At 64.0% G+C, this 16,823-nt stretch carries 18 protein-coding genes; 10 read left to right on the top strand and 8 right to left on the bottom strand.

Annotated features, from left to right (window positions below; genetic code table 11):
* The first annotated feature begins 22 nt into the window (after positions 1 to 22).
* Positions 23 to 220: a YdcH family protein gene (locus tag AAG591_RS10465; protein WP_342531168.1), complete on the top strand. Its 198-nt coding sequence runs from the start codon at positions 23 to 25 to the stop codon at positions 218 to 220.
* 119 nt (positions 221 to 339) lie between these two features.
* Positions 340 to 798 (top strand): DUF1465 family protein, encoded by a 459-nt coding sequence (locus AAG591_RS10460; protein ID WP_342531165.1) that lies wholly within the window; start codon positions 340 to 342, stop codon positions 796 to 798.
* A gap of 18 nt (positions 799 to 816) precedes the next feature.
* Here AAG591_RS10460 and AAG591_RS10455 read toward each other — a convergent pair whose 3' ends face one another.
* The gene (locus tag AAG591_RS10455) at positions 817 to 2,283 is read right to left on the bottom strand and encodes a glycerol kinase (protein WP_342531163.1); all 1,467 of its coding nucleotides are present in this window, start codon (positions 2,281 to 2,283) and stop codon (positions 817 to 819) included.
* A gap of 62 nt (positions 2,284 to 2,345) precedes the next feature.
* Between AAG591_RS10455 and AAG591_RS10450 the strand changes: the two genes are divergently transcribed.
* Together AAG591_RS10450 and AAG591_RS10445 are read left to right on the top strand one after the other, a co-directional pair.
* On the top strand, positions 2,346 to 3,218 hold the full coding sequence (locus tag AAG591_RS10450; RefSeq protein ID WP_342531161.1) for an MBL fold metallo-hydrolase: 873 nt from the start codon (positions 2,346 to 2,348) through the stop codon (positions 3,216 to 3,218).
* A 9-nt stretch (positions 3,219 to 3,227) separates the two neighbouring features.
* Complete coding sequence (locus tag AAG591_RS10445; RefSeq protein ID WP_342531160.1) at positions 3,228 to 3,926, top strand: DUF4230 domain-containing protein; 699 nt, start codon at positions 3,228 to 3,230, stop codon at positions 3,924 to 3,926.
* 28 nt (positions 3,927 to 3,954) lie between these two features.
* Here AAG591_RS10445 and AAG591_RS10440 read toward each other — a convergent pair whose 3' ends face one another.
* Positions 3,955 to 5,943 carry a BCCT family transporter gene (locus AAG591_RS10440; protein ID WP_342531159.1) on the bottom strand — a complete coding sequence of 663 codons (1,989 nt, stop codon included), beginning with the start codon at positions 5,941 to 5,943 and terminating at the stop codon, positions 3,955 to 3,957.
* A gap of 281 nt (positions 5,944 to 6,224) precedes the next feature.
* Between AAG591_RS10440 and AAG591_RS10435 the strand changes: the two genes are divergently transcribed.
* Both AAG591_RS10435 and nadA read left to right on the top strand, forming a co-directional pair.
* A complete protein-coding gene (locus tag AAG591_RS10435; RefSeq protein WP_342531157.1) occupies positions 6,225 to 6,926 on the top strand; it encodes a hypothetical protein in 702 nt (233 codons plus the stop codon).
* A 93-nt stretch (positions 6,927 to 7,019) separates the two neighbouring features.
* Positions 7,020 to 8,009, top strand: a complete 990-nt coding sequence (nadA, locus tag AAG591_RS10430; protein ID WP_342531156.1) for a quinolinate synthase NadA — start codon at positions 7,020 to 7,022, stop codon at positions 8,007 to 8,009.
* Between the two features lie 84 nt (positions 8,010 to 8,093).
* On the opposite strand, the gene AAG591_RS10425 is transcribed toward nadA, so the two are convergent.
* The gene (locus AAG591_RS10425; protein WP_342531155.1) at positions 8,094 to 9,005 is read right to left on the bottom strand and encodes a bacteriorhodopsin; all 912 of its coding nucleotides are present in this window, start codon (positions 9,003 to 9,005) and stop codon (positions 8,094 to 8,096) included.
* 173 nt (positions 9,006 to 9,178) lie between these two features.
* Here AAG591_RS10425 and AAG591_RS10420 point away from each other — a divergent pair, with 173 nt between their 5' ends.
* Positions 9,179 to 10,501, top strand: coding sequence for a DUF2254 domain-containing protein (locus AAG591_RS10420; RefSeq protein WP_342531154.1), 1,323 nt, complete (start codon positions 9,179 to 9,181; stop codon positions 10,499 to 10,501).
* A 3-nt stretch (positions 10,502 to 10,504) separates the two neighbouring features.
* On the opposite strand, the gene AAG591_RS10415 is transcribed toward AAG591_RS10420, so the two are convergent.
* On the bottom strand, positions 10,505 to 11,410 hold the full coding sequence (locus AAG591_RS10415) for a DMT family transporter (protein ID WP_342531152.1): 906 nt from the start codon (positions 11,408 to 11,410) through the stop codon (positions 10,505 to 10,507).
* 58 nt (positions 11,411 to 11,468) lie between these two features.
* Here AAG591_RS10415 and AAG591_RS10410 point away from each other — a divergent pair, with 58 nt between their 5' ends.
* The gene (locus AAG591_RS10410; protein ID WP_342531151.1) at positions 11,469 to 12,578 is read left to right on the top strand and encodes an alkene reductase; all 1,110 of its coding nucleotides are present in this window, start codon (positions 11,469 to 11,471) and stop codon (positions 12,576 to 12,578) included.
* 21 nt (positions 12,579 to 12,599) lie between these two features.
* On the opposite strand, the gene AAG591_RS10405 is transcribed toward AAG591_RS10410, so the two are convergent.
* Together AAG591_RS10405 and lipB are read right to left on the bottom strand one after the other, a co-directional pair.
* Complete coding sequence (locus AAG591_RS10405; protein ID WP_342531150.1) at positions 12,600 to 12,836, bottom strand: hypothetical protein; 237 nt, start codon at positions 12,834 to 12,836, stop codon at positions 12,600 to 12,602.
* Entirely contained in the window at positions 12,833 to 13,492 is a 660-nt protein-coding gene (gene lipB, locus AAG591_RS10400) for a lipoyl(octanoyl) transferase LipB (RefSeq protein WP_342531149.1), read from the bottom strand. The genes AAG591_RS10405 and lipB overlap by 4 nt, the downstream gene beginning before the upstream one ends.
* A 61-nt stretch (positions 13,493 to 13,553) precedes the next feature.
* Between lipB and AAG591_RS10395 the strand changes: the two genes are divergently transcribed.
* Together AAG591_RS10395 and AAG591_RS10390 are read left to right on the top strand one after the other, a co-directional pair.
* Entirely contained in the window at positions 13,554 to 14,378 is an 825-nt protein-coding gene (locus tag AAG591_RS10395; protein ID WP_342531148.1) for a hypothetical protein, read from the top strand.
* 59 nt (positions 14,379 to 14,437) lie between these two features.
* Positions 14,438 to 15,859, top strand: a complete 1,422-nt coding sequence (locus tag AAG591_RS10390) for an MFS transporter (protein ID WP_342531147.1) — start codon at positions 14,438 to 14,440, stop codon at positions 15,857 to 15,859.
* A gap of 29 nt (positions 15,860 to 15,888) precedes the next feature.
* Here AAG591_RS10390 and arsC read toward each other — a convergent pair whose 3' ends face one another.
* The gene (gene arsC / locus AAG591_RS10385; RefSeq protein WP_342531264.1) at positions 15,889 to 16,233 is read right to left on the bottom strand and encodes an arsenate reductase (glutaredoxin); all 345 of its coding nucleotides are present in this window, start codon (positions 16,231 to 16,233) and stop codon (positions 15,889 to 15,891) included.
* Positions 16,234 to 16,259: 26 nt separating this feature from the next.
* Positions 16,260 to 16,817, bottom strand: a complete 558-nt coding sequence (locus AAG591_RS10380) for a (2Fe-2S)-binding protein (RefSeq protein ID WP_342531146.1) — start codon at positions 16,815 to 16,817, stop codon at positions 16,260 to 16,262.
* Between the last annotated feature and the right edge of the window lie 6 nt (positions 16,818 to 16,823).

The following is a 16,823-nucleotide window of genomic DNA, read 5'->3' as shown; positions in this document are numbered from 1 at the left end:
TCGTGAACGGGGAACGTGACAGGTGACCGAAGCGGAACTGCGCAAACGGCTGGAACAGTTGCGGATCGAGCATCGCGATCTCGATGCCGCAATCGGTGCATTGTCCGCCATGGACGCACCGGATCAGCTTCAGATCGCCCGCCTCAAGAAGCGCAAGCTGCAACTGCGAGACCGGATCGCAGCGATCGAGGACGAGCTGATCCCGGACATCATCGCGTAATCGGGCGACACCTTCGTCCGCCCGAAAACTATTCACAGTACAGATGCGCCCGCCCCTTCTCGGGACACCATGGCCAACCCGCTTATCATTTGATGCGAAGGGCTTATGCGAATTCGCGTATGAGGGACGCAACCGACATTACGGCGCTGATCGCCGAGGAACTGTACTGCGAGGCGAATATCCTCGCGGACGAGGTCCGGGCCGCTTTCGCACCCGCTGCAAGCGAGTTGATGCCGGTCGAACTGCCGTTGCGCCGCGCACTGGAATGCGAAGGCCTGAAAACGACTACGCGCATCATGCATGTGGTCGCCTGGCTGCTGAACCACCGCGCCTTCCTCGCCGGGCAGATGTCAGACCTGCAATGGCAGCGCCACACGGTGCTGCCACCCGATCGGGCGCCCGTGGCGGAGATGATGGACCTGCTCGATCTGCCCACCCAGTCCCTCGTCGCGGAAACGCAACGGATGCACGCGCGCATCGCCAGGCTCGATCGCGAATATCGAGCACGCAGGATTCCCCCATCCCGCACGATCGGCTCGATCCATCGACGGCTCGACAGGCATTTCGCCCAGCGCTGAGCCGCCGTGCCGTTCGCTTTACGCTGCCGCGAGTGCCTTTGCCCAGCGTGCCAGCCGTTCTTCGCGCACCTCGGCTTTCATTGACGGCTCGAAGCGATCGACCTTCCCGCGCATTGCATCGACTGCCTGCCTGAGATCGCCGAACCAGCCCACACCTGTCGCTGCCGCGACAGCCGCGCCCAGTGCGGTGGTTTCAACGAAGTGCGGCCGCTCGACCGGGATGTTCAGGATGTCGGCGATATCCTGCGCCAGCCAGTCGTTCGCGCTCATCCCGCCGTCGATCCGCAAGCATTCCCACTTCGCGCCATCATTCGCGTATGCAGTCGCCAGATCATAGGTCTGGTAAGCCATCGATTCGAGCGCCGCGCGCACGATCTGCGCCTTGCCGCTCGCGAAACTGAGCCCCGTGATCACCCCGCGCGCATCTGCCCGCCAGTGCGGCGCGCCCAGCCCTGCGAGCGCGGGCACGATCACGACTTCGCCCGAATCCTCGATCGAGCGGGCAAGCGCTTCGGTTTCCGCTGCATCGCTTATCAGTCCCAGCGAATCGCGAAGCCACTGGATCAGGCTGCCCGCAACGAAGACGGACCCTTCGATCGCATAGGTCCGCGTGCCGTCGCGCTGCGTGAGTACCGTGGAGAGCAGGCGATGGTCCGAACGGGGTATCTCGCTACCGTGATTGGCTAGGATGAAGGCCCCTGTGCCGTAGGTCGCCTTGGTCTCACCCTCGCTCAAGCAGCCCTGCCCGATCGTTGCCGACTGCTGGTCGCCGACCAGCCCGCAGATCGGGATAGCCGCGCCCAGCAATACGGGATCGGTGCGGGCAAGCTCGCCATGCGTATCGACCACGCGCGGCAAGGCATCGGCGGGCACCCCGAACAGATCGCAAAGTTCCTTCGAGAAGCCGTCATCGTCCAGCCCCAGCAGCGAGGTGCGGCTGGCATTGCTTGCGTCGCTGATGTGCTCCCCTCCCGAAAGCTTGGCCACCAGCCAGCTTTCGATCGTTCCAAAGGCGAGCCGCCCGGCAGATGCTGCGGCGGCAACGCCTTTGTCGTTCTCAAGCAGCCAGCGCATCTTGGTGGCGGAGAAATAGGGGTCGAGCAGCAGCCCGGTACGCCGATAAACCTCCCTCTCGTGCCCGGCATCGCGCAAGGCCTGGCAGGCAGCGGCAGTACGCCGGTCCTGCCAGACGATCGCACGCGCGAGCGGCTTCATCGTCTCGCGATCCCACGCCACCACGGTTTCGCGCTGGTTGGTGATCCCAATCGCGCCAACCGCCTGCGGATCGCGGTCGGTCAGCACGCGGCGGATGCAGTCGAGGGTTCTATCCCAGATTTCCTGCGCATCGTGCTCGACCCAGCCGGGACGCGGAAAATGCTGCGTCAGCTCGGCCTGCGCGCTCGCCGCAACCGCACCGTGGCGCCCGAACAGCATCGCGCGGGTCGAGGTCGTCCCGGCATCGATCACAAGAATATGGTCGCTCACGGCAATCCTCTCATTCGTCCCGAGGCGTGACATGCGCCAGCGCGGTGCCCATATGCAAGGCGATGGTCCAAATTCCGCCCCGCCCCTGGCCTACCGGCACGCCCGAACACCCCGAACCGCTGGTAACGCGGGTGCTCGCGCCCAACCCCTCGCCCTACACCTTCACCGGTACGCAGACCTATCTGGTCGGATCGGGCAAGGACCGCGCGGTCATCGACCCCGGTCCTAACGATCCCGAGCATCTTGCCGCGATCCTTGAGGCGGCGGGCGAAGCCGCGATCACCGCCATTCTGTGCACCCACACGCACCGCGACCATTCGCCGGCAGCGATCCCGCTCGCCGAAGCAACGGGTGCGCCGGTGATGGGCTGCGCCAAGCTGGTGATCGCTGACAATGGCCCGCGCGCCGACGAGGCATTCGATACGACCTACGAGCCAGAGCGGGTGCTGGAAGATGGCGAGGAGGTTTCCGGCGATGGTTGGATACTGCGCGCAGTTGCTACCCCCGGACACACCTCGAACCACCTTTGTTTCGCGCTTGAAGAAACCGGTGCGCTGTTCACCGGCGACCACGTCATGGGCTGGTCGACCAGCGTGATCGTGCCGCCCGATGGCGACATGGGCGAATATCTCGCCAGTCTCGACAAGCTCTATCAGCGGCAGGATCGCGTCTATTATCCGGCCCACGGCGCTCCGGTCGAAAAGCCTCAGCAGCTCGTGCGCTCCATGCTCGGACATCGCCGCCAGCGCGAACGGCAGATCCTGAAAGCGCTCAATGAAACGGCGCTGACTCTGCCTGAGTTCATCCCCATCATGTACAAGGGGCTAAACAAGAAACTGGAGAAAGCCGCCCAGATGTCGGTCCATGCGCACCTCATCGATCTGGAACGGCGCAACATGGTTAACCGTATAGATGAGAGATGGACCGCCCTTTAGTGGAGACGAATGCCCGTGAGCGATGATCAGACCGAGACAGTTGAGCGCGAAACACACGCCAGAAAAGCGCGTCCGCAGTTTCTGCCATGGTTCCTCGTTATCCTGCTGATCGCGGCAATCGCGTGGATCGGCTGGCGGACCTATGGCCCCAACCGGATGGGCGATCCCATCGGTACCACGCTGGTGTCGTTCGAGAAGCAGAACCGGCTGGTCGTTTTCACCGCCGAGTTCGCGCCCGTCGTGGCAAGCAAGGACAGCCGTTTCTTCGGCGCGCTGCAAAGCCGACAGGTCGCCGTCATTCCGGCGCGGGTCGATTATTCGGTCGACCTGTCGAAGGTCGATCGTTCGCGGCTTTCATGGAATGCGGAAACGAAGACGATGGACGTGCGCCTGCCCGCGTTGCAGCTCAGCAAGCCCAATCTGGACGAGGCGCGCGCCAAATACATGCGTGAAGGGATCTGGATCACCCGCGATGCGGAGGATGACCTGAGCCGCAACAACACCCAGATTGCCGAACGTGAGGCCCTGAAAAGCGCCCGCAGCCCGGCGCTGATGGAATTGGCGAGGACTTCGGCCCGGTCGGCGGTGCAGCAAAACATCGCCGTACCGCTTGCCGCGGCCGGCTATCGCAACATCACTGTGAATGTCAGCTTCGATGGCGAGGCATCCACGCCGACCAGCAGCAATACACCCGCCAAGGCCTCGTAATCAGTCCAAGGCAAAAGTCTGGTGCCGATCAGGCCAGCCGCCGCGCGTGCGTAAAGTGCGCGTAGCGGTTCAGCAGGTCGCCGATCAGCTGTTCGGTGGTGTAGCCCGTTACATCGAGGGGATGGCCACCTTCGGAACTGCGCGCCATCGCCCGGAAATGATGCTTGTCCTCGTCGCCCGGCCGATGCGCTTCGGCCCAGGCGAAGCTCGGCGGACGGAAGGAGCGCGCGCGCACTTCGTAGCTGAAGGTGCCATGCTCGCCGTGTGGGACCGATAGCAGCACGTCGCCGCCATCGCGGGTGAGTTCGGGGGCCAGGCTGCGACGGCGCATTTCCGCCGCGACGTCTTCCAGCGCAGGCAAGGCTTTCTGTTCGAGGAACTCGGCCACCTGCTCTTTCCTGAACGAACCGGTGATGGTGGACAGGCGCTTCTTCCAGCTGATCTCGGGGTCGAGCGGCTGGTTGGGCAGCATCCCGTAATCGGGCACACCGCCAGCCTGTTCCATCGCCAGTGCCTTGAGTAGGCCGTAACAGATGAAGATCATCACCACCGCGAACGGCAGCGCGCTTGCGATGGCCGCAGTCTGCAAGGCTTGCAGGCCGCCGGCCACCAGAAGAACCGCCGCGACGGCGCCAGCGCAAACCGCCCAGAACACGCGCTGCCACACTGGCGGCGCCTCTGCCGCGCCATTGGTGATCGTATCGATCACCAGCGCGCCCGAATCCGCCGAAGTGACGAAGAAGGTCACGATCAGAAGCGTCGCGGCCACGGACGTGATCGAAGACAGCGGCAGTTCGGCCAGCGTCGCAAACAGGGCGGTGGGCAGGTTGTCCTGTACCACCTGCGCGAGCGGCGCGACGCCCGCCATGTCGAGCGCGATCGCGGTATTGCCGAACGCCGTCATCCACAGGAAGGTAAACAGCACCGGCACCACCAGCACGCCGAGCACGAACTGCCGGATCGTGCGCCCGCGCGAAATGCGCGCGATGAACATGCCCACGAAGGGCGACCACGCGATCCACCAGCCCCAGTAGAACAGCGTCCAGTTCGCCAGCCAGTCGTTCGGCTCGTAGGCGTAGAGGCGGAAGGTGCGCTCCACCACCTGGCTAAGGTAGGCGCCGGTATTCTGGACGAAGGCCTGCAGCAGGAAGATTGTCGAGCCGGTCACCAGCACGAAGCCGAGCAGGATCACCGCGAGCAGGATGTTGAATTCGGACAGGCGCTTCACGCCCTTGTCGAGCCCGAGATAGACCGACATCGTTGCTAGCAGGGTGATCCCCGCGATCAGCGCGATCTGGATCCCAGCCGACTGCGGGACGCCTGCGATGTAGGCGAGCCCGGCATTGACCTGCAGCACGCCCAGCCCCAGCGAAGTCGCGACGCCGAACATCGTGCCCAGCACAGCGAAGATATCGATCGCATGGCCGATCGGACCGTGAATGCGCGAGCCCAATAGCGGATAGAGTGCGGAGCGCGGGGTCAGCGGCAGGCCGCGGCGGAACGCGAAATAGGCCAGCGCCAGACCCACAACTGCGTAGATCGCCCAGGCATGCACGCCCCAGTGGAAAAAGGTGAGCACCATTGCCTGACGTGCTGACTGGACGGTGAGCGGGTCACCGCGGGGCGGCTCCGCATAGTGCAGCATCGGCTCGGCCACGCCGAAAAAGACGAGCCCGATCCCCATGCCAGCGCTGAACAGCATCGCGAACCACGACAGATGGCTGTACTCCGGCTCGCTCCAGTCCGGCCCCAGCTTGATGTCGCCGTATTTGCTGACGGTGAGGAAGACGATGAAGATCAGGAAACCCGCCACGGCGAGGATGTAGAACCAGCCGAAATCAGCCACGATCAGCGCCTGCAGGCGATCGAATACCTGCCCTGCCGTCTCCGAGAAAAGCGCGCCGAACAGCGCGAAAGCCACGATCAGGATCGCCGAACCGAAGAACACCGGTCGATTGGCGACCAGCCGCAGCTTGGAAGGATTGTCGGCGGCTTCTTGCAATACGGGATCGGTCATAGCGGTGCGCTGTTGCATCCTGAGCCTCTCGGGGCAAGTCGAGCGAAGGCCGATCAGGGTTCAGTGGAAGGCCCGAACTCCAAGAATTGCGATCCCAAGGCCTTCCATCAACCGCCGGAACCACCCGACAAGTGGCATTGACCTCTTTCTATAAGCGGAAGTACTTCTGCGGACGGTCGCTCCCTTTTATTCGGGATCATTTCCTTATGGCAACTCTGGCTGCGCCTCCGGCCCAAGAACGCCGGAACAATTCTCGCTTTTTCATGGTCATGGCCTTTGTCATGGCGGCCGTGATCATCGCTGGCTTCTCGCTCAACCTCGCGATGGGGCGTTCGACCTTCGCCGCTCCTTTGGCAATCCACGTGCGTGCAGGCATTTTCATGGGCTGGCTCGCCCTCTATCTCGCACAGCATGTGACTGCTGCGAGCAGGAACTGGTCGCTGCACCGCTCGCTCGGCAAACTGGCCTATTTCTGGATTCCAGCGATGATCGCGGCGGGCTGCACGGTCATGATCCTTGTCGCCCGGCGAAATGGCGGACCGTTCTTCTTCGCGACGAACGAATTCCTGATCAGCAACATCGCGATGCTGCTGTGCTTCGGCGGCCTCGCCTACTGGGCGCTGTGGCAGCAACGCTATACGGGCTGGCACCGACGTTTAATGCTGGTCGCCATGGCTGTCCTAACCGGGCCTGGCCTCGGTCGACTGCTGCCCATGCCGCTGATGATCCCCAATGCATGGACCATCACGATCGCGGTTACCTTCGTCTTTCCGCTGATCGGAATGTTCGCCGACTGGCGGCGCGATGGACGCATTCATCCTGCCTACCTTTGGGGCACCGGGATCTATGCGGGCGTCTTCATCCTCTCGTTGCTGCTGGCGTACAGCCCGATCGGCTATGCCCTCACCGACCTGGTGGTCGCGGGCACGCCGGGGGCGGAGCGCCCGATGGAAGCGTTCCTCCCGCCCGGGTTCGAGATGTAAGGCCCGCATCGCGTTTTGCGCGGAACACACTCGCTTGACGCCCCGTTCGTTCTATATGCGATCCGCAACACGAACGACCGGGGCAAATACATAATGACCGACCAGACCCGCCCGCCAACCGGCGACGACCTGCTTTCCGAGATCGATCGCCTGCGCAAGGAGCGCAACGCGGTGATCCTGGCGCACTATTATCAGCGGCCCGAAATTCAGGATCTGGCCGATTTCGTCGGCGATTCGCTGCAACTCTCGCAGATGGCAGCGGAGACCGATGCGGACGTGATCGCCTTTTGCGGGGTCAAGTTCATGGCCGACACCGCGAAGATTCTCAGCCCCGAAAAGATCGTCGTCCTGCCCGATATGGACGCCGGATGCAGCCTGGAAGACAGCTGCCCGCCCGAGAAGTTCAAGGCTTTCCGCGAGGCGCACCCCGATCATATCGCGCTGACCTACATCAACTGCTCGACCGAGGTGAAAGCGCTTAGTGACGTGATCGTCACCAGCTCGAGCGCGGAAACGATCATAAGCCAGATCCCGGAAGACCAGCCGATCATCTTCGGGCCGGACCGGCATCTTGGCGGCTACCTCAACCGCAAGTTCAACCGCGACATGCTGCTGTGGCCGGGCGTGTGCATCGTGCACGAGGCGTTCAGCGAAACCGAGCTGCTCAAGCTGAAAGCCCAGCACCCCGGCGCGCCGATCGCCGCGCACCCCGAGTGCCCGGCTGCGATCGTCGACCATGCAGACTACGTGGGTTCGACCAGCGGTATCCTGCAATTCGCGGAGACCTTCCCCGGTGACACGCTGATCGTGGCGACCGAGCCGCACATCATCCACCAGATGGAAAAGGCGCTGCCGGGCAAGACCTTCATCGGCGCGCCGGGTGCGGACGGCAACTGCAACTGCAACATCTGCCCGTACATGGCACTCAACACGCTGGAAAAACTCTATACCGCGCTGCGCGACCTGACCCCGCAGATCGAGATCGAGGAAGGGCTGCGGCTACAGGCCAAGCAGAGCCTCGACCGGATGCTGGAAATGGCCAGCGGCACCATCGGCAAGGGCGATCTGGGCAAGATCGACTGATCCACCTCACTCCCAAAAAAAAGGCCGGGGCGAACCACCACCCCGGCCTTCATCGCATCATCGTCAGGGAGACGATTTGCGAAGTTACGGTGCGCGCCGCAGCCCCGGCCCGCCGGTGTTCGGCTTTTCGGGCGGGGACGCCATCGCGTCGGCGGCGGGCATATAGCCTTCAAAAGCGCTCCGGCGCAGCACGAAACGCGCAAGGATCAGGCCGTAGACGAGCTTGGTGGCAATGTCTGCGAAGCAGAAGATCGCCTGCTGGGCGACCACGATTTCGCCCTTCGCCCCGAGCTGCGGCAATGCATAGGCGATCGGATAGAGCCCCCAGGTCGCGAGGAAGAACCACCACAGGTTGTTCGGCCACGGCTTCAGGATGTCGGGCGTGTTGACCATCCCGGCAATCAGGGTCTGCCGAACTTCGAGGATCAGCCAGAGGAAGAAGATCGTGGAAACGACGCCCCACAGGTTGAGATGCGAGAAATCGCCGACCGCGCCGAACTGGCCGTAGAGACCGGCCCAGATCATCAGCACACCGGGCACCGCCATCCGCAGCGACCTGCGATTGACGTCGGACTGGCGCAGACCCATCGCAATCGCCAGCTGCGTCAGCAGGATCGGCACGGTGATCGTCCAGTTGCCGTAACGATAGGCGTTGGTGAACACCTCGTTCTCGGCAAGCGGGCGGTACAACCCGTCGACGAAGGCGTAGCTTTCCTTCCACAGCGAGAATTCCTGCAGCAGGCTGATCCCGGCGCTCGCCATGACGACAGCCGAAAGGATCGGCACCAGACGGTAACGCGGCGCGAGATTGTGCGCGCTCATCACGAAGAACAGGATGAAGGCGAAGAATGCGCCGTAACTAACCATGAGGATTAACGATACCAGCTGGTACTGCTGGCTCGTCAGGGTGACGATATTCTCTATGCTGGAAAGCGCGGCCTGGGCCTGGGCAATCGAAGGTTCGATAACGGTGTTATCGGTTACGGGGGCAGCCATGTACGTCCTTTCAGGGGCGGAACGCGACCCGCCCGCCACTGCCGCGCTCAATTGCAGGAAGCGGGTGCAAGTGCAATTCCGGTAAGGATAATCTGCGCGTCCGCGTTTCGCCGCGAGACACACACGGGCAAAGTCCCTAACTGGGTCCCTCAACAGGGAAGAGACGCACGGAAATGATCGCCAGACTGCGCAAATTGTGGAGCGACATTAACGCCAGTTACTGGTTCTTCCCGGGCCTGTTCGCGTTTGCGACCCTGCTGCTGGCGATCCTGACCGTCGAACTCGACCGGCGCGGGCTCACCGGATGGATCGACCAGCTCAACTGGCTGCCGCCCGCCCGGCCCGAGGGGGCGAGCAATATGCTGACCGTGATCGCCGGTTCGATGATCGGCGTCGCGTCGACCGTGTTCTCGATCACGATCGCAGCGGTCGCCTATGCCAGTGGCAATTACGGCCCGCGTTTGCTGACCAATTTCATGGAAGACCGGGGCAATCAGCTAAGCCTCGCGACCTTTATCGGCACCTTCGTTTTCGCGATTACCGTGTTGCTGTCGGTGCGCATGCCCGACGAAGCGGGAATGCTGGCCCCGCAAGACGGATACAAGGGGTTCGTCCCGCAGCTGTCGCTCCTCGTTGCGTACCTGTTCATGGCCATTTCGGTCATGGTGCTGGTCTATTTCCTCAACCACGTGCCATCGTCGATCCGGATCAATGCGGTGCTCGAAGGGATCGGACGTCGCCTGCTGTCCGCGATCCGCAAGAACTTCGACGAGCCGATGAAGGCGCGGGTCGAGGGTAAGGTGCGGGAAGGAACGCCAATATTCGCCAATGGCACCGGCTATATCCAGGTGATCAACTGGAAAGAGCTTCTGGAGGTCGCGCGCGATAGCGGCGCGGAACTGCAACTTGCAGTGCGAACGGGCGACTTCGTCCATCCGTCGGTCGCGATAGGATACTGGTCCGAACGGCCCGACGAAAAATGGGACGACGAAGTACGCGACTGCTTCGCCCTGGGCGAAGCGCGCACGCCGACGCAGGACCTGCATTTCATGATGGACGAGTTGGTGGAGATAGGCCTGCGTGCGCTCTCGCCCGGGATCAACGATCCGTTCACGGCGATCTCTTCGCTGCACTGGATCGGGGCTGCGACCGCCGAACTGGGCAAGCGCGACCTGAACTGGTCGGTGGGCAAGCCGGACGAGGACGGCCGCCACCCCCTGTTGCCGATAGCAGACGACTTCAGCCATTATGTTCGGCGTGGTTTCGGCACGATCCGGTCTGCGGTGGCGACCAGCCCCCCGGCCGCGACGGTCATGCTCGATTCACTCGAAAGCACCGCAGCGACGATTACCGATCCGGTGCGGCACAAAGTCGTTCGCGACGAAGCACACCAGCTTATGCGGCAAGCGAAGACCTGCCTGGTCGGCCCCGATCTCGAGCAGGTCGAGGCGCATTACGCGCTGTTCTGCAAACGCGTGGCGGATGGCCCCGAATAGGCGTCAGCCGACGCGCGCTCGCGCGACGGCCAGCGCCGCGCCCACCATCGCCATCCCCAGCAGATCGAGCGGGCCGAGCACTTCGCCGAAAGCGACGTACCCGCACACGACCGCGACTGCAGGCTGCATCAGCAGTGCGAGGCCAATGATCATCGGCGGGAAAGCACGCAGGGCGAATACCAGCAGCCCCTGCCCGATCACCTGACTGAGCAGAGCGAGCACGATCAGCGGGGTCCAGTCGTGCGGCCAAACCGGCTCTCCCTTCACCAGCGCGAGGGCTAGCAACACCGGCGCGCCGATCATGCACACCCGCGCCAGCAGCCCCCAGCTGCCGAGCGCGCGGCGCGCATCCTGCAGGCTGAGCAGGTATACCGCGTAGAACAGACCGGCGGTGATGCAGAACAGGTCGCCAACCAGAGTGGTCGCGCTGATATCCGCGCTGCGCCCCAGCAGAATGGCCGAGCCCCCGAGTGCCAGCACGATCGCCAGCCACTCGGTCCTGGAAGGCAGCGTTCGTGCCACCGCCAGCCCCCAGAACAGCAATACGATGCTGCCCGCATTGCCGAACAAGGTCGCATTGCCCAGCCGCGTGCGCTCGATCCCGATATGCCAGCTGCCGAGATCGATCGCGAAGGCGAGCGCCCCCAGCGCTACCAGCAGGGCGGTTCGGCGAGGCACACCGAAGACAGGCTGCCCTGCCCGGCGTGCGATCAGCCAGATCACCGGCAATGCCAGGGTCAACCGCCAGAATCCTGCCGCCACCGGGCCGCTATCGGCCAGCCGGACCGACCACGGCCCCAGAGCCAGTGCGATATTCCCCACGATCAGCGCCGCCCAGTGGAGCCCGCCGGGAGAGATGCTTTGCAGTGCGAAAGGCGAACTATCGCCGGGGTTGCTTGCGGTGGCCATTATGCGCCCCTAACTCCGCGCAACTCATTCGGGTCAACAAAATAAGGAGACCACCTCCATGCACGACGCCCTTTTCCAGCCGCTCCGCCTTGGTGCGATCGAAGCGCCCAACCGCATCCTCATGGCCCCTCTCACCCGGGGGCGGGCGACCCCGCCGAACTTCGTGCCCAACGAAATGATGGAAACCTACTATCGCCAGCGGGCGGGCGCAGGTCTGATCATCAGCGAGGCGACCGGAATCAGCGTGGAAGGGCTCGGCTGGCCGAACGCGCCGGGCATCTGGAGCGATGAGCAGGTGGAAGGCTGGAAGCCGATCACCGATGGCGTGCATGAGGAAGGCGGCCGCATTGTCCTGCAATTGTGGCACATGGGGCGGATCGTTCACCCCGATTTCCTCGGCGGCGAACCGCCGGTTTCCGCCAGCGCGACCACCGCGCCAGGCCACGCGCATACGCCGACGGGGCGCAAGGACTATGAACAGGCGCGCGCGCTTTCGGTCGACGAGATCAAGCGCGTGGTCGAAGATTACCGCAAGGCGGGCGAGAACGCGAAGGCGGCGGGCTTCGACGGCGTCCAGCTGCACGGCGCGAATGGCTACCTGATCGACCAGTTCCTGCGCCGCAGCACCAACCTGCGCGAAGACGAATATGGCGGATCGGCCGAAAACCGCTCGCGACTGCTGGGCGAGGTGCTCGACGCGCTGATCGACGTGTGGGGTGCGGACCGCGTTGGCCTGCGACTGTCGCCAAATGGCGAGACGCAAGGGGCGGACGATCCCGATCCGGCGGAAACCTTCGGCGCTGCAGCCAAGGTCGCGCAGGATCGCAACATTGCCTTCCTCGAACTGCGCCAGCCGGGCCCGAACGGGACTTTCGGCAATACCGACGTGCCGCAGCAGGATGCACATATTCGCGGTATCTACACCGGCCCGCTGGTGCTCAACAGCGACTACGGGCCGGAAGAGGCCGCAAAGGACGTCGAGAGCGGTCGCGCCGACGCGATCAGCTTCGGCCGCCCCTTCATTTCCAACCCCGACCTGCCCACCCGGATCGCCAAGGGCGCGCATCTGGCGGAAAACGTCAACGTCCCGCAGAGCTGGTATCTGCCCGGCGCAGCAGGGTACATAGACTACCCGACTCTGGAAGAAGAAACGGCGAAAACCGCCTGAACCGACAAGGAAAGGACGGCGCTACTCGGCGTCGTCCTCATCCTCCTTGTCGGCATCGGCATCGGGCCCGTCATTCCCGCGCTGGGGCGATTGCGACTTTACCTCGCCCACAGGCAGCATCGCGTCGCTGATCGTCCCGCCATAGACCTGTCCCTGCGGCCCTGCTTCCTCGGTCGCATCGGCGTCGGGCGCCTTCTCGTCGCCGCAGGCGGACAGCAGCAGCGCAACGGCAGGCAATACGAGGGCGTAACGGGTCATCGGGCGTCCTGTTGTTCGAGCGCCCGCAGAAAGGCGGGGGCGTTCGCGCGCAATGCCTCATCCCAGGCACCCGGCGCAAGTTCGATGCCGAGCTCGGCGAGGCTGGTAACCCCGAATTCGTCGATCCCGCATGGGACGATTCCCGCAAAGTGCGACAGATCGGGCGACAGGTTCACCGCAAATCCGTGCATCGTGACCCAGCGGCGCACGCGCACGCCGATCGCACCGATCTTTGCCTCGCGACCATCGGGGCCCTTGGTCCAGATTCCGACCCGCTCGGGCACGGTCCAGCTTTCGACGCCGAACTGCACGAGTGTCGCCGCGACCCAATCCTCCAGCGCATGAACGAAGCGTCGCACATCCTTGCCCCGTTCGCGCAGGTCCAGCAGCACGTAAGTCACCCGCTGGCCCGGCCCGTGATAGGTGTAGCGTCCGCCCCGCCCGGCCTCGACCACCTCGAAACGCGGGTCGAGCAGCTCGCTCTCCGCTGCGCTGGTGCCTGCGGTGTAAACGGGCGGATGCTCCAGCATCCAGAACATCTCGCGCGCATCACCGGCGGCGATCGCTTCGTTGCGCGTCTCCATCTCTGCCAGCGCCTGACGATAGGGCACGCGCTCGGCTTCGACGCGCCATTCAATCTGTTCGATTCCGGCCATTTTTGTTTGCGTGGCGCAAGGCCGGTCGCTTATCAAGAGCCCACATTTTTCAGGGGGTGGCATGAAGCTCGATATCAACCGCGCGTGGACCGACGCGATCAATCTGATCCAGGCCAATCTTTCGGTGGTCGCGGTCGTGGCGGGCGTGTTCTTCTTCCTGCCCTACCTCGCCTTCGTGCTGTTCATGCCGGACATGTCGGCAATGGGCATCGAATCAAACCCGCAAGATCCGACGGCGGCGTTCAATCAGGTCATGGCGCTTTATGCCGATATCTGGTGGATGGTTGCCTTGCTGACCGTGGCACAGACCATCGGTACCCTCGCCCTGCTGGCGCTGCTGCGTGCCGGCAACCGACCGACCGTCGGTCAGGCGATCGCCATCGGCGCGATCGGCTTCCTGACCTCGATCGCCGCGACCATCATCTTTTACATCGGCTTCAGCGTGGTGGCGGGCCTGATCCTCGGCGCAGCCATGGCAGCCAATATTACCGCGCTGACCGTAATCCTAGCAATCGCGGTTTTCGTCGCGTTCGTTTACATTGCGATCAAGCTTTCGCTGCTGGCGCCGGTGATCGCAATCGAGAAAGTCTACAATCCCTTCGCCGCGCTGATGCGGTCGTGGCGTCTGACCAAAGGCAATTCGCTGCGCATTTTCGCATTCCTGGCGCTGCTGATCATTGCGGTCGTCGTCGTCAGCATGGTCCTCGGCCTGATCGTGGGCCTCGTCTTCGGCCTCGCCGGTGGCGAGGTCGCGCGAATCGGTGGCGGATTGTTCAATTCGCTGCTCAACGCCCTGTACGTCGTGCTGATGCTGGGCGTGCTGGCGGCGATCCATCGCCAGCTGGCGGGGCCCGATGCGGAAGCGGTGAGCGAGACCTTCGAATAACTCAGCGACCATTCCGGGCGATTGCCAGCGTGGCGCCCGCGGCCTAGCGTCGCGCCGCAATGGCCGCCGATACCGATACCACCGCCGAACCGGAACGCTCCGCCGCGCCGCTCATCCCCTCCTCGACCAACGTCGAGGATTCAGGGATACCTCGCGGGCGCATGGCGCTGCTGTTCACCGTGGTACTGGTTTCGGCGGCGGGCAACACCGCGATGCAATCGGTCATGCCGTCGATCGGGACGGCGCTGGGCGTGGCCGACGTCTGGATCAGCCTGGCCTATAGCTGGTCGGCGCTGCTGTGGGTGATCTTCGCGCCCTACTGGGCAAGCCGGTCCGACCGGCGCGGTCGCAAGGCGATGATGGCGCTGGGCCTGTCGGGCTTCGTCGCCTCGATGGGCCTGTGCGGTGCGGTGCTGTGGATCGGCCTCGCGGGCTGGCTCACCCCGCTGCTGACCCTGCTGCTGTTCGCGCTGTGCCGTTCGCTCTACGGCCTGCTTGGCTCTGCGGCGCCCCCGGCAGTGCAGGCTTATGTCGCCAGCCGCACGCCGCGCGCCGAGCGCACGCAGGCGCTGTCGCTGATTTCATCCAGCTTCGGACTCGGCACGGTAATCGGTCCCGCGCTTGCCCCGATGCTGATCTTCCCGCTGGCTGGCCTTACCGGCCCGTTCTTTTCCTTCGCGATGATCGGCATCCTTGCGATCATCGCGCTGCGACTACGCCTGCCGAACGACGAGCCGCGCTTTGCCGCGCGCGGGCTCGCCTTCGACGCGCCCTATGGAGGCAGCGGCGCAGGTCGCCATGCGACCGATGAGGAAACTGAGGGAACGGAAGACAGCGCCCCGGACGCCGGGCAACCCCGCCCGGAAGCTTCGGATGCGCCCGTCCTGAAATGGACCGACCCGCGCATTCGCCCGTGGTTGCTTTCCGGCCTGCTGGGCGGCCACGCACAGGCGATGATGCTGGGTATTGCAGGATTCCTGGTGCTGGATCGGCTGGGTCTTCGCGACGATCCGATGGCAGGTGCCGGGCCGGTCAGCATCGTGCTGATGATCGGCGCGGTCGCAACCCTGCTGGCGCAATGGGGCCTGATCCCCGTGCTGCATCTGGGCCCGCGCGTCTCGACGCTGGCGGGCATGGCACTGAGCGTCGTGGGCGCGGCGATTTTCGGCACTTCGGGCGATCTTCACGGCATCGCGCTGGGTTTTGCCATTGCGGCACTAGGCTTCGGCCTGTTCCGCCCCGGTTTCACCTCGGGCATGTCTCTCTCGGTCAGCAGGCCCGAACAGGGCCAGGTCTCCGGCAAGGTCGCCAGCGTCAATGGCGCGAGCTACATCTACGCGCCTGCGCTTGGCGTCTGGCTGTATGGCCACAGCGACTGGATCGGCTTCGCTGCGATCATCGGGTTCTGCGTCGCGGTGATGATAATCGGCTGGACGCGACTCGACAGCGACGAGGCTCTGATGGCGCGCGCCGACGACTAGGCCTTTTCGGGACTGGGGAGAAGACGGTTCTAGAGGATCTCCAGAACCTTCTCCTGAGGGCGGCACAGGCGCACGCCCTTTTCCGTTTCCACCAGCGGCCGCTCTATCAGGATGGGGTCCGCCGCCATGGCATCGAGGATCGTCTCGGCATCCGCATCGGGCAGTCCACGTTCCTCGGCATCGGTGCCGCGTTTGCGCAGCCCCTGCGCCGGAGTGATCCCGGCATCCCTGTAAAGCTGGGCGAGCTTGTCACGGCTCGGCGGATTCTTGAGATATTCGACCACGGTCAGATCGATTCCATCGCGTTCTTCCAGCATGGCCAGCGTCTTGCGCGATGTTCCGCACTTGGGGTTGTGCCAGATGGTTGCCTTCATCATCGTGTGGTCCTTTGAAAATGGGATCAGTTACGTTGCGGCTGGGCGCCCGTGGGTCTGAGCGCGGGCACTTCGCGCGCAGCCTCTTCGGGCGCAATAGCGGGGGGCGGCGCCGCTTCGATCGGCCTTGCACCGCTCGCCGCTTCGCCAGCGCGCGCAATCGCGCGCACCAGCCGGGGATAGACCCCGCAGCGGCATAAATTGGGGATGGCTGCGTCCATCTCCTCACGCGAGGGTGAGGGATTGTCTTCGAGCAGAGCGGCAGCGGCGATGGCAATGCCGGGCGTGCAGAACCCGCACTGGATTGCCTGTTCGGCGACCAGCGCCTGCTGCACGGGATGCGACCGGTCGCGGCTCAGGCCTTCGATGGTCGTGATAAGCCGCCCTTCAGCCTCGGCAATGGTGACCAGGCAGGATCGCAGCGCCACCCCATCGACCAGCACCATGCACGCCCCGCAATCCCCATTCCCGCAGCCATATTTGGTGCCGGTGAGATTGCTCGCATCGCGCAGCGCCCACAGCAACGGCGTGTCGGGATCGAGCAGGTATTGTACCGGCCGGTTATTGACCGTCATCTTCGTCACGGCTGG

It is taken from the genome of Citromicrobium bathyomarinum (assembly GCF_038594485.1).
In the GTDB taxonomy this organism is placed as follows: Bacteria; Pseudomonadota; Alphaproteobacteria; order Sphingomonadales; family Sphingomonadaceae; genus Alteriqipengyuania; species Alteriqipengyuania bathyomarina_A.
The sequence above is the reverse complement of the archived record's forward strand: the minus strand, read 5'-3'. Positions and strand labels throughout refer to the sequence as shown.

Coding starts and splice junctions, on each gene's coding strand:
- nadA (WP_342531156.1), top strand. CDS start 7,020: ATGACCGACCAGACCCGCCCGCCAACCGGCGACGACCTGCTTTCCGAG.
- AAG591_RS10420 (WP_342531154.1), top strand. CDS start 9,179: ATGATCGCCAGACTGCGCAAATTGTGGAGCGACATTAACGCCAGTTAC.
- AAG591_RS10450 (WP_342531161.1), top strand. CDS start 2,346: ATGGTCCAAATTCCGCCCCGCCCCTGGCCTACCGGCACGCCCGAACAC.
- AAG591_RS10425 (WP_342531155.1), bottom strand. CDS start 9,005: ATGGCTGCCCCCGTAACCGATAACACCGTTATCGAACCTTCGATTGCC.
- AAG591_RS10435 (WP_342531157.1), top strand. CDS start 6,225: ATGGCGGCCGTGATCATCGCTGGCTTCTCGCTCAACCTCGCGATGGGG.
- arsC (WP_342531264.1), bottom strand. CDS start 16,233: ATGAAGGCAACCATCTGGCACAACCCCAAGTGCGGAACATCGCGCAAG.
- AAG591_RS10460 (WP_342531165.1), top strand. CDS start 340: ATGAGGGACGCAACCGACATTACGGCGCTGATCGCCGAGGAACTGTAC.
- AAG591_RS10405 (WP_342531150.1), bottom strand. CDS start 12,836: ATGACCCGTTACGCCCTCGTATTGCCTGCCGTTGCGCTGCTGCTGTCC.
- AAG591_RS10440 (WP_342531159.1), bottom strand. CDS start 5,943: ATGACCGATCCCGTATTGCAAGAAGCCGCCGACAATCCTTCCAAGCTG.
- AAG591_RS10390 (WP_342531147.1), top strand. CDS start 14,438: ATGGCCGCCGATACCGATACCACCGCCGAACCGGAACGCTCCGCCGCG.
- lipB (WP_342531149.1), bottom strand. CDS start 13,492: ATGGCCGGAATCGAACAGATTGAATGGCGCGTCGAAGCCGAGCGCGTG.
- AAG591_RS10395 (WP_342531148.1), top strand. CDS start 13,554: ATGAAGCTCGATATCAACCGCGCGTGGACCGACGCGATCAATCTGATC.
- AAG591_RS10410 (WP_342531151.1), top strand. CDS start 11,469: ATGCACGACGCCCTTTTCCAGCCGCTCCGCCTTGGTGCGATCGAAGCG.
- AAG591_RS10415 (WP_342531152.1), bottom strand. CDS start 11,410: ATGGCCACCGCAAGCAACCCCGGCGATAGTTCGCCTTTCGCACTGCAA.
- AAG591_RS10445 (WP_342531160.1), top strand. CDS start 3,228: ATGCCCGTGAGCGATGATCAGACCGAGACAGTTGAGCGCGAAACACAC.